Raw genomic sequence first — 9,233 nt, 5'->3', positions numbered from 1 at the left:
AAGGGGCGGATCCAGGCGCTGATCTGTTGCGGGGGGAGTTCCTGCTCCAGTTGCTGGAGGCAGGCCTGCCAAAATTCGTTCATAGAGGTCATTTCGCTAAACCTCGATTCTACCCTCTCCGGTCGCAAGTTATCCACAGCGTGGGCGGAAGGCCGGCCGCCTGCGTGGACAAGTCGGACAGGATCATTGAATCTGAACGTTTCTTTTGGATTCTGAATGATACGAAAAATCTGGGCGAGCGTTCTCTGGCCGGGCGAAGAGGCAAGCCGTCGTTCTAGTCGCTTTGCCCGTACTTGCGATCCAGTTCGGCAACTGCTCGCAGGCCGATGGTCTCGTTGAATTCGTCGAAAGACATCATGCGATCCCGAAGCGCGCCATATGTGCCGGAGCGCTGCACTTCCCTGTAAACGTCCAGGAGTGTCCGGGCAACCGGGAACACGATGTCGGGTGACAGTAAAAAGGCATAGCCGAGGGCCTCCAAGGTCTCGGGGTCCGTCGTGGGTGAGCGGCCGCCCAAGGCCCAATTGAAGACCTTGGGTGCTTGGATGTGCGAGGCGATCTCGCGCACTTGGGCCTCGTTTTCGGGGGCCTCGACAAAAACCGCGGCAACACCGGTCGCCTCGTAGGCGAGCGCACGTTCCATCGCCGATGTAAATCCCTCTACCGCGATCGCGTCGGTCCGGGCCACGATCAGGAAATCCGGATCGGTGCGGGCGTCGAGCGCGGCGTTGAGCTTATCCAGCATGGCCTGGCGGCTCACGACCCGCTTGCCCTGCATATGGCCGCAGCGCTTGGGCGCTACCTGGTCCTCGATCTGTACGCCTGCGGCGCCCATACGCTCCAATGCTCTTACCATGCGGCCCACATTCAAGTGGTTGCCGTAACCGTCGTCGCCGTCGACGATCATGGGGATACCGACGCTGTCAGTGATTCGACCCGCGGTAGAGAGCATTTCCGTCATTGTCAGATAGCCGACGTCCGGCAGGCCCAGTTGCGTGGCGGATACGCAATAACCGCTGAGGTAGATGGCGGGCAGCCCAGCAAGTTCCGCGAGCCGCGCCGACATGGCGTCGTAAACCCCGGCCAGGGGCACGAGAGAACGGGACTGGAGTAAGGCTTGCAGGCGGGCGGCGTTGGTGGTCATGTCGAGACTCCGCAATCATGGCAGGGACGGACGCTCATGGGGTTCTGAGCAGATCCGGCAGGGATGTGGATAGTGCTGGGAGGTAAGTGATGAAGCCCAGGGCAATGATGAGCAGCCCCAATAGCACCATGCATTCGCGCTGCATTTCGGGTAGCGCGACATTGGCGATCCGGGATGCGATCATGTTCGCGATGGCGACTGGCGGAGTCAGCAAGCCGAGATTCAGGTTCACCACGGCGATGACTCCAAGGTGAATCAAGTCGATGTCGTAGGCCTCGGCGATGGGCAGGAGCACCGGCACGATGAGGACAAGCGCGGCTGCCGGCGCGAGGAACATCCCGAGCACGAGCATGCAGGCATTGATCATCAACAGCACGATGATCGGCGAGGCATGGATGCTGATCAGCCAATCGGCCGCATGGTAGGGGAAACGAGTCACGGCGACCACCCAGGCCAGCGCTCCGGAAGCGGCGATCAGCACCATGATGACGGCCGTGTCCTCCGCAGTGTCGCGCATGGCGGTCCAGAGGGCGCCCCATGACCATTTTCGATACAGAACCACGAAGATCGCCGCATAAGCCACGGCGATCGCGGCCGATTCGGTAATCGTAAAGACGCCGAACACCACTCCCAGGAGGATCACGAGCGGGATGCCCATGCCCGGCAGCGCTTGCAGGGGGATGGCAAGCGCCTCCCTGCGGGTGCAGCGGGGGGCGACCGGCATGTCGCGGATGTGCGCGAGGACCGCGACGTAGGCCATTTGCACGGCGGCGATGATCAGGCCGGGGATGATGCCGGCGATGAATAGATCGATGATCGATACCTGGGCCTGCATACCATAGATGACGAACAGGATGCTGGGCGGCAGGATGGAGCCGATGATGCAGGACGCCGCCGAAATGGCCGCGCTGAAGGCGGCACCGTATCCCTGCGCCTTCATGCTCGGGATCAGCACGCTGCCAATCGCCACCAGGTCCGAGACGGCGGATCCCGTGGCACCCGCCAGCAGCACGCTGGATCCGACGTTGGCGATGCCCAGGCCGCCGCGCACCCGTCCGACCAGGAGCCGGGCCAGGTTGACGAGATGTCCCGTCAACCCCGAGATATTCATGAGCTGCCCCATCAGCAGGAAGAGCGGGATGGCGACCAGCTGGAAGGAATCCACGGCGGTGACCATGCTTTGCGCCATTGGCAGTAATGTGGCACCGGGCAAAAGCAGCAGACTGGTACATACCGCCAAACCGAGTGCGATGAAGATCGGCAATCCCAAGGCGATCAAGGCAAAGAAGAGCACGAGCGGGATCAGCGTGAGCATGGCGAATCCTCCTGGCTGGTTCCGCGCCGCGCCTGCCAGAGTTTCAGGCAACCGCAAAGGACGATCGCCGCCCCGAGGATGACGACGGGGAAATAGAGCACACTTTGGCGCATGCCGATCTCGGGATGGAAAAACCGGTGGCTGGCCTGCACCTGGAGCCATCCGCCCCAACATAGCAAGGCGCCGAAGCCGAGATGGCCCAAGCCGTGAACCGTTGCGAGGACTCGGCGGGAAAAACGCCGCGAAACCCAAGCCAGGTCCACGTTGAAATGCCGTCCTTGCAGCACTGCGATGCTGCCCCCGAGAAAGACTGTCCAGACGAAGACATAGCGAATAGCGGTTTCCGTCCATCCTGTGGGAGCATGGAGCAGGTATCGGGCAGAGACCTGGTACAGACACAGCAGCAGCATTACGGTCAGCAGAAGGATTTGCAGTGCGATCATGAATCTGCCGAAGCGCCTGCCGGATGGGTCGGTCGTCATGGGAGCGCCCTCACTCATTGGAAAGAATGAAAAAGCAATGCTAGCCGGGGAAATAGCCTCGTCTTTCGTCTTGGCGCCGGAGCGCCGGATCCCGTTCGGCGGGGGGGCCGTATCCCGCGCCCCCGGGGGAAAGGACCTGGACGATGTCGCCAGCCGACAGCGGCACGCGTTCGTCTTTCGTAACGTACGGGGGGCTGTACTGCGTGCCGTCCCTGCGTTTGATGCGCAGGGCCGTGCCTTGGGCGTCCTCGCCGCCGAATCGGCCGGCCGGCGGCAGGACCCCTCGGTCGCCGATCATGGATAACAGGGCCTCGCCGCGCAGCAACTCGAGTTCCAGGTCGACGCCGAAACCACCGCGATAGCGGCCCCGGCCCGCCGATCCTTCGCGCAGCCTGAAGTGGCGCACGCGAAATGGAAAATCCTGTTCGTATATTTCAGCCGGCGTCATGCGTGCGGTGCTATGCAGCGAGCAGCCGTTGCTGATACCGTCACCCTGCGCATGGGCCCCGTAGCCGCCGCCGAAGTACAGGTACATCACGTAAGGCCCCTTCAATGGGTCGTCGCCGCCGATCGTGACGTTCACCGTGGAGGAAAAACAGCCTGCGGTGACTTGCTCCGGCAGCACCTGCGCGAAGGCGCCCATGACGGTATCGATCAGACGCTGGGATACTTCGGCGGTGGCGCCGGACACGGGCTTGGGATGCCGGGCGTTGAGGAAGCAGTCCCCCGGCACGATGATCTCGACCGGCGCGAATGCCCCCGCGTTGATGGGAACGTCCAGGAACAAATGCTTCAGCGCGACATGGCATGCCGAGACCGTCGTCCCCAGGGCGGCATTGAACGGTCCTTTGCATGGCGGCGCGCTGCCGGTGAAGTCCAGCGTGAGCGTGTCGCCGCGCACGGTCATGCGCAGTGCGATCTTCAGCGGCGTTTCGTTGATGCCGTCGCTGTCCATGTAGTCGACATGATGGTATACGCCGTCCGGGAGCTCCCGGATATAGGAACGCATTGCGGATTCCGAGCGCAGGAATATCTCGGCAATGACCGCGTCGAGGGTCTCGCGGGAATATCGTTCCGAGAGCGCCACCATGCGGGCGGCCCCGACGTTCAATGCGCTGACCTGCCCCAGGATGTCGCCCCGCCGTGGCTCCGGCACGCGGATGTTGCGCAGGATCAGCTGCAGGACGTCCGCATCCAGTTCGCCGGCCCGGTACAGGCGGATGGGCGTGATCATCAGCCCCTCCTGGTAGATTTCCGTGGCGCGGCCGGGGAAGCTGCCTGGGGCGGCGCCGCCCACGTCGGGCCAATGGCCGGTATTGGCGAGAAAACACAACAGGTCCCCATCCAGGAAGACCGGCATGACCATCTTGACGTCGGGCAGGTGGGTGCCCCCATAGTAGGGATCGTTGACGATGTAGATATCGCCGGGCTGAAACTTTCCAGGTTCACCGACATGCCGAAGGACATGCTGCACGGTCTGCTGCATGATGGTGACGAACAGCGGCAGGCTTTCCTCGCCTTGGGCGATCACCTCGCCGGTCAAGGGGTGGAACAAGCCACTGGCGATGTCCCGCCCTTCGGAGATGATCGGCGAGAAAGCCGTTGAATAGAAAGCCGCATCCATTTCGGACGCGATCTCCTGCAAGGCCCCGCGAACGACGGCCAGCAGCAGTGGATCGAGGGTCGGGATCGGTGGGCGGTGCGCCATGCTCTACTCCTCGGATTCGGGCGTCTCCCTGGCGATCACCAGAGAGCCGCTGGGGCGGATGTCGACGGTAAAGCCGGTTTCGATCAGGATGGTCGAGTCCGGGTCTTCGATGATCACGGGGCCGGGCGTGGGGCGGCCCGGCTTGATGTCCGCACGGCTCAACAGGCGGGCTTGCCGGGTGGTGCCGCCGAGGTGCAGCGCCCGGTGCTCGAGCGCGGCAGCGCGTCCGTGCCCGGCGCCCTGGGAAGCCTGTAGATGGAAGCGGTCCAGGCGCGTGGCGATGGAGACGCTCTGGACGGCGGTGGCCATGATCGGGAAACCCGGCAGCGTGAGGCCGAAGCGCGCATGGTAGGCGCGCTCGAATCGGCCCGTGAGATCCGTTGCGTCTGCGGGATCGTCAATTTCGATCTCGATCGAATGGGACTGGCCGGCATAGCAGCACCAGAGGCTGCGCCGTAAGGCCGGCGGCGCCGTGGGAATTCCCGTCGCCCGATGCTGGTCGGCCGCGGCCTGTGCTTGTTCATCCCAGATCGAGCGAGCGAGTTCCAGCGCCGGCTCGCCGAGCGGCGCATGGATGGAACGGACTTGATCCATCCTCAGATCGCACAACAGGCAGCCCAAGGCTGAAATGGCGCCGGAGAATGGCGGGACGATGGCCGTCCGTATGCCAAGCTCCCGCATCAGCGCGCAGGCATGGCTCGCACCGCCGCCGCCGTAGACGACCAAGGCGAAGGTGGCGGGATCCTGCCCTTTTTCCGTCACCAGTTTCTTGATCGCGGCGCAGATATTGTGCTGGGCGACGGTCAGGATGGCCTGGGCGGCTTGCCGCAGCGGGATGCCGAGAGGGGAGGCGACGTGGCGGTCGATGGCCGCTGCCGCGAGCTCGACCGAAAGCGTCATGCCTCCGCCCGTGCCCAGGGGTTTCGCGTCGGGCAGGATGCCGAGGATCAGCTGGGCGTCGGTGACGGTGGCCTGCTCGCCGCCGGTTCCGTAGGCAGCCGGGCCGGGCCGGGCACCTGCGCTTTCGGGGCCGACCTGCAGGATGTTGCCCCGATCGAGCCGTGCGATGCTGCCGCCGCCGGCTCCGATGGAGCGTACGTCGATCATCGGGCAGAGAATGGGTAGGCCGAAATCGATGTCGTGGGCGCGCCGCATGTGCGGGGCGCCATCGGCGATGATAGTGATGTCGGTGCTGGTTCCGCCGATATCGCAGGCGATGGCGTTCTCGAACCCTTCCATTGAGGCTGTGGCGGTGGCCGCAACCGCGCCGGCGGCGGGGCCCGACATCAGGGAGCCGATCGGATTATCGACGGTCGCGCGCCAGTGCGCCACGGCACCATTGGACTGCGCAACGAGAAAGGGCGCATGGATGCCGCTGTTTTTCAGGGCTGCGTCCACGCCCACTAGATAACGTTCCATGGCGGGTTTGATATAGGCGCTGGCCACTGCCGTGCCGGTGCGATCGAATTCGCGGATCTCGCGCGAGATATCGGTTGCGATGACCGTCTTGGCAAGAGGCCAGCCCGCGGCGTCGAAAGCCGCCGCAAGCCGCTGTTCTTCCACGGTATTACGAAAACCGTTGAACAGGCTGATGACCAGTAGGTCGGCTTGCGCGTTATGCAGTGCTGCGACGATGCGGTCTATTTCTTCAGCGGACTCCTGTACCAGGAGACGGCCCTCGACGTCGATGCGGGTGCCGACTTCGAACCGCAGGTCCCTGGGAATCAGCGGTTCGAATCGCACGCGCAGACCGTAAGGCGCCGGGCGGTCCCGGCGACGCAGTTCGATCGTGTCGCGGAATCCGCGCGTGCTGACGCTGGCGGCCCTGCAGCCCTTGCGCTCGAGCAGGGCATTGATGGCGACGGTGCTGCCGTGGCAGATCGAAGAGATGGGGGCCGGCGCTGCGCCGGCGGAGACGGCAAGCCGCACCGCGTTCAGGAATCCCTCGGATTGGTCATGATTCGTAGTGGGGATCTTGAACACACTGAGCTGACCGGTGTCTGGATCGTGTGCCAGGAGGTCGGTGAACGTGCCGCCGACGTCGATGCCGAGTTGCATGGGGCTTGCTCCTGTCGATTAACCGCAACGGTCGCCCGCGGCGCGGAAGCGATCCACCCAAGGCACCATGTCGGGCAATGCCTTGCGCATGGGCTCTTCGATCGCGTTGTGCAGCACGTCCCGGTCCACTGTGTGGATGGTGGCTCCTGATTCCTTGAACAGGGCCAAGACGGCCTCCTCTTCCTTCACGGACTGGTCCGAGAACCATGCCGAGGCTTCCGTTGCGGCCGCTTCGATGACCCGGCGCGTGTCGGGATCCTGCGACGTCAGCCATTTTTCATCGAACAGCCAGGCGTAGTTGTCCATGGCGTGCCCTGTCAGTACGACGTGCCGGGCGACCTCGTGGAAACGCAATGCGCGTGCGGTCGGCAGTTCGATTTCAACCGCATCCACCACCCCTTGCCGCAATGCCGTATAGGCCTCCGCCACGTCGATGCCGGTCGGCACAGCACCCAGGGCTTCCCAGGGTTTGGAATAAACCGGTATGGGGGCGACGCGGACCTTGAGGCCTTTCAGGTCGGCAATGTCCGTCACGGGCCGGGTGGAATACAGATGGCGCGTGCCTTTGTAGGCCGGGGCCAGCGCGAGGAAGCCGGTGGTCTCGCGGACGTGTTCCAGGTAGGCCAGGCCCTCGGGCTGGGCATAGGCGCAGTCGAAATTCGCCTTGGCCTTGAAAAGATAGGGCCAGACCGTCATGGAGACCACCGGATCGATCAGGCCGAGCGTGCCGCTGCTGATGAAGATGCCGTTGGCCAGCCCCGTCGGGATGCCCTGGATGATTTGCTGCATGCCGCCGAGCTGTCCGCCCGGATAGATCTCCGCCGTCACCTTGCCGCCGGATTTTTCTTTCAGGATCTCGGCGAACTTGGCGTTTGCCCGGTCCTCCGGTCCGCCGGGAGCGAAAGGGTGGGCCATGCGGATAGTCAGGTCCGCCGCGTGGGCGGGGAGCGAGAAGCCGGCCGCCGCCGCGGCCAGACAGAGCGACGCGACGGCCCGAGCAGTGAAATGTCGATGCATAGCATGTCTCCATTTATTGGGATATAATAATCATTATTGTTTTTATGTTATCGTCCCATGGGGGAGTTGCTTTGTCAATCTTTCGGGGGCCGACGGCTGAATCGCGCCCGTAGCCGGGCAAAGGGCGCACATCGGCGGTGGTATATTCGCGAGTAGCGTCGGGGCTCCCGGACCCGGCGTGCCAAGCCGCGAGCTTCGCGGGATATCAGAACGGGAATTCCCGGATCATCAGGAAGGCGGGCGATGGAAGAGCTCGATCACCGGCTATTTGTCTCCTCCGCCAGCAAGGCGATACGCGTGCTGGAGGTCGTGGCGTCCAAGCGTGGCGGGATGACGCTGGGAGAGGTCGCCAGAGAGACCGGCCTCGGCATGAGTGCCGCGCAGCGGTTCACGTATACGCTGCATAAATTGGGATATCTGGACCGCGATAGCCGGCACAGATCGTTTTCCATCGCGCCCAAGATCCTGCGGCTCGGCATGTTCTATTTGCACGGCAATGAGCTGGTGTCCACCGCGGAGGGCCGGTTGATCCAACTGGCGCAGGAATGCAATGAGTCGGTGAACCTCGTCATCCTGGATAATATCCATGCGCTCTATATCTGGCATCGGCCATGCCGGGAGCTTGTCAGCGTGAACATTCCCGCCGGCACACGGCTTCCTGCGTACTGCACCGCGAGCGGACGCGCGATCTTGTCGCAATTACCGGATGCGCAGCTGCGGCAAATCCTCGACAATACACCGATCGACCAGCGCACCGCGACGACCGTCACGGCGCTTCCCGACATCCTGGCGCGGATCGAAGAGGTCCGCCGGACGCAGGTTTCCCTGTCCAACCAGGAATGTTTCGAGGGCGCGATGTCGATCGCTTCGCCCATTCGCGACGAGCGCGCCGCCATCAGCATTTCGCTGCCGATTTCCCGCAAGCCGGATGCTGCGGCTTTGAAAGCCCTTTCCCGCCGATTGCTTCAGACCGCGCGGGAAATTGCCGAAGATCTCGATGTTTTGCACAACCGCTAATTGACGCACGTCGCAAAATTTGATGAAATGATAGGCTTTTCGACGCTATGGGGGGATTGCGCCCGTAGCTCATCGGCCTTGAACCATAGTTCCTAGCTCTTTTGGATTTGCCATGAAACGCACCTACCAGCCTTCCGTCACCCGCCGCAAGCGCACCCACGGCTTTCGCGTGCGGATGAAGACCCGAGGCGGTCGCGCCGTCCTCAACGCGCGCCGTGCCAAGGGCCGCAAGCGCCTCGCCGTCTGACCGCGGATACACCGCCGCACGGCCGCCCCTCGGACGGCCCGACTGCCATGCCATCCGCTTTTCCACCGGCGGCCCGGCTGCATCGCCCCTCGGAGTACGCTTCTGCCTTGAAAGGCCGGCGCGTGGCCAGAGGGGCGATGTTCGTTGTCATGCGGCCGCGCGAACCGCAATCCGGTCCGGCCCGGCTTGGCCTGATCGTGCCCAAGCGGCAGGCGCCGCTGGCGGTCACCCGCAATGCGCTCAAG

The 9,233-nt window shown here is 63.7% G+C and carries 10 protein-coding genes; 4 read left to right on the top strand and 6 right to left on the bottom strand.

What is annotated here, in order from left to right; translation table 11 throughout:
• The coding region (locus tag VNQ78_RS02165; RefSeq protein ID WP_325686118.1) for a hypothetical protein at positions 1–278 on the top strand (278 nt) is incomplete at its 5' end.
• On the opposite strand, the gene VNQ78_RS02160 is transcribed toward VNQ78_RS02165, so the two are convergent.
• The 6 genes from VNQ78_RS02160 to VNQ78_RS02135 are packed head-to-tail and all read right to left on the bottom strand — an operon-like array spanning position 275 to position 7,724.
• The gene (locus tag VNQ78_RS02160; protein ID WP_325686116.1) at positions 275–1,144 is read right to left on the bottom strand and encodes an oxaloacetate decarboxylase; all 870 of its coding nucleotides are present in this window, start codon (positions 1,142–1,144) and stop codon (positions 275–277) included. The two genes, VNQ78_RS02165 and VNQ78_RS02160, sit on opposite strands and share 4 nt — an antisense overlap.
• Before the next feature lie 34 nt (positions 1,145–1,178).
• Positions 1,179–2,459, bottom strand: a complete 1,281-nt coding sequence (locus tag VNQ78_RS02155) for a TRAP transporter large permease (protein ID WP_325686114.1) — start codon at positions 2,457–2,459, stop codon at positions 1,179–1,181.
• Positions 2,447–2,941: a TRAP transporter small permease gene (locus VNQ78_RS02150; RefSeq protein ID WP_325686112.1), complete on the bottom strand. Its 495-nt coding sequence runs from the start codon at positions 2,939–2,941 to the stop codon at positions 2,447–2,449. Before VNQ78_RS02150 ends, VNQ78_RS02155 begins: the two co-directional genes overlap by 13 nt.
• A 40-nt stretch (positions 2,942–2,981) precedes the next feature.
• Positions 2,982–4,649: a hydantoinase B/oxoprolinase family protein gene (locus VNQ78_RS02145; protein WP_325686111.1), complete on the bottom strand. Its 1,668-nt coding sequence runs from the start codon at positions 4,647–4,649 to the stop codon at positions 2,982–2,984.
• A gap of 3 nt (positions 4,650–4,652) precedes the next feature.
• Entirely contained in the window at positions 4,653–6,707 is a 2,055-nt protein-coding gene (locus VNQ78_RS02140; RefSeq protein ID WP_325686109.1) for a hydantoinase/oxoprolinase family protein, read from the bottom strand.
• An 18-nt stretch (positions 6,708–6,725) separates the two neighbouring features.
• Positions 6,726–7,724 carry a TRAP transporter substrate-binding protein gene (locus VNQ78_RS02135; protein ID WP_325686107.1) on the bottom strand — a complete coding sequence of 333 codons (999 nt, stop codon included), beginning with the start codon at positions 7,722–7,724 and terminating at the stop codon, positions 6,726–6,728.
• A gap of 243 nt (positions 7,725–7,967) precedes the next feature.
• Between VNQ78_RS02135 and VNQ78_RS02130 the strand changes: the two genes are divergently transcribed.
• The 3 genes from VNQ78_RS02130 to VNQ78_RS21590 all read left to right on the top strand — a co-directional run.
• Complete coding sequence (locus VNQ78_RS02130) at positions 7,968–8,741, top strand: IclR family transcriptional regulator (RefSeq protein ID WP_325686105.1); 774 nt, start codon at positions 7,968–7,970, stop codon at positions 8,739–8,741.
• 112 nt (positions 8,742–8,853) lie between these two features.
• Positions 8,854–8,988, top strand: a complete 135-nt coding sequence (gene rpmH, locus VNQ78_RS02125; RefSeq protein ID WP_003800771.1) for a 50S ribosomal protein L34 — start codon at positions 8,854–8,856, stop codon at positions 8,986–8,988.
• 47 nt (positions 8,989–9,035) lie between these two features.
• The coding region (locus VNQ78_RS21590; RefSeq protein ID WP_414694036.1) for a ribonuclease P protein component at positions 9,036–9,233 on the top strand (198 nt) is incomplete at its 3' end.

The organism is Paracoccus sp. (in: a-proteobacteria), from assembly GCF_035556475.1.
GTDB lineage: Bacteria > Pseudomonadota > Alphaproteobacteria > Rhodobacterales > Rhodobacteraceae > Paracoccus.
This window is presented reverse-complemented; position numbering and strand designations above follow the sequence as displayed.

Bases quoted from the DNA above. Each gene is read 5' to 3' on its own strand.
- VNQ78_RS02145 (WP_325686111.1), bottom strand. From the start codon at position 4,649: ATGGCGCACCGCCCACCGATCCCGACCCTCGATCCACTGCTGCTGGCC.
- VNQ78_RS02155 (WP_325686114.1), bottom strand. From the start codon at position 2,459: ATGCTCACGCTGATCCCGCTCGTGCTCTTCTTTGCCTTGATCGCCTTG.
- VNQ78_RS02150 (WP_325686112.1), bottom strand. From the start codon at position 2,941: ATGACGACCGACCCATCCGGCAGGCGCTTCGGCAGATTCATGATCGCA.
- VNQ78_RS02130 (WP_325686105.1), top strand. From the start codon at position 7,968: ATGGAAGAGCTCGATCACCGGCTATTTGTCTCCTCCGCCAGCAAGGCG.
- rpmH (WP_003800771.1), top strand. From the start codon at position 8,854: ATGAAACGCACCTACCAGCCTTCCGTCACCCGCCGCAAGCGCACCCAC.
- VNQ78_RS02140 (WP_325686109.1), bottom strand. From the start codon at position 6,707: ATGCAACTCGGCATCGACGTCGGCGGCACGTTCACCGACCTCCTGGCA.
- VNQ78_RS02135 (WP_325686107.1), bottom strand. From the start codon at position 7,724: ATGCATCGACATTTCACTGCTCGGGCCGTCGCGTCGCTCTGTCTGGCC.
- VNQ78_RS02160 (WP_325686116.1), bottom strand. From the start codon at position 1,144: ATGACCACCAACGCCGCCCGCCTGCAAGCCTTACTCCAGTCCCGTTCT.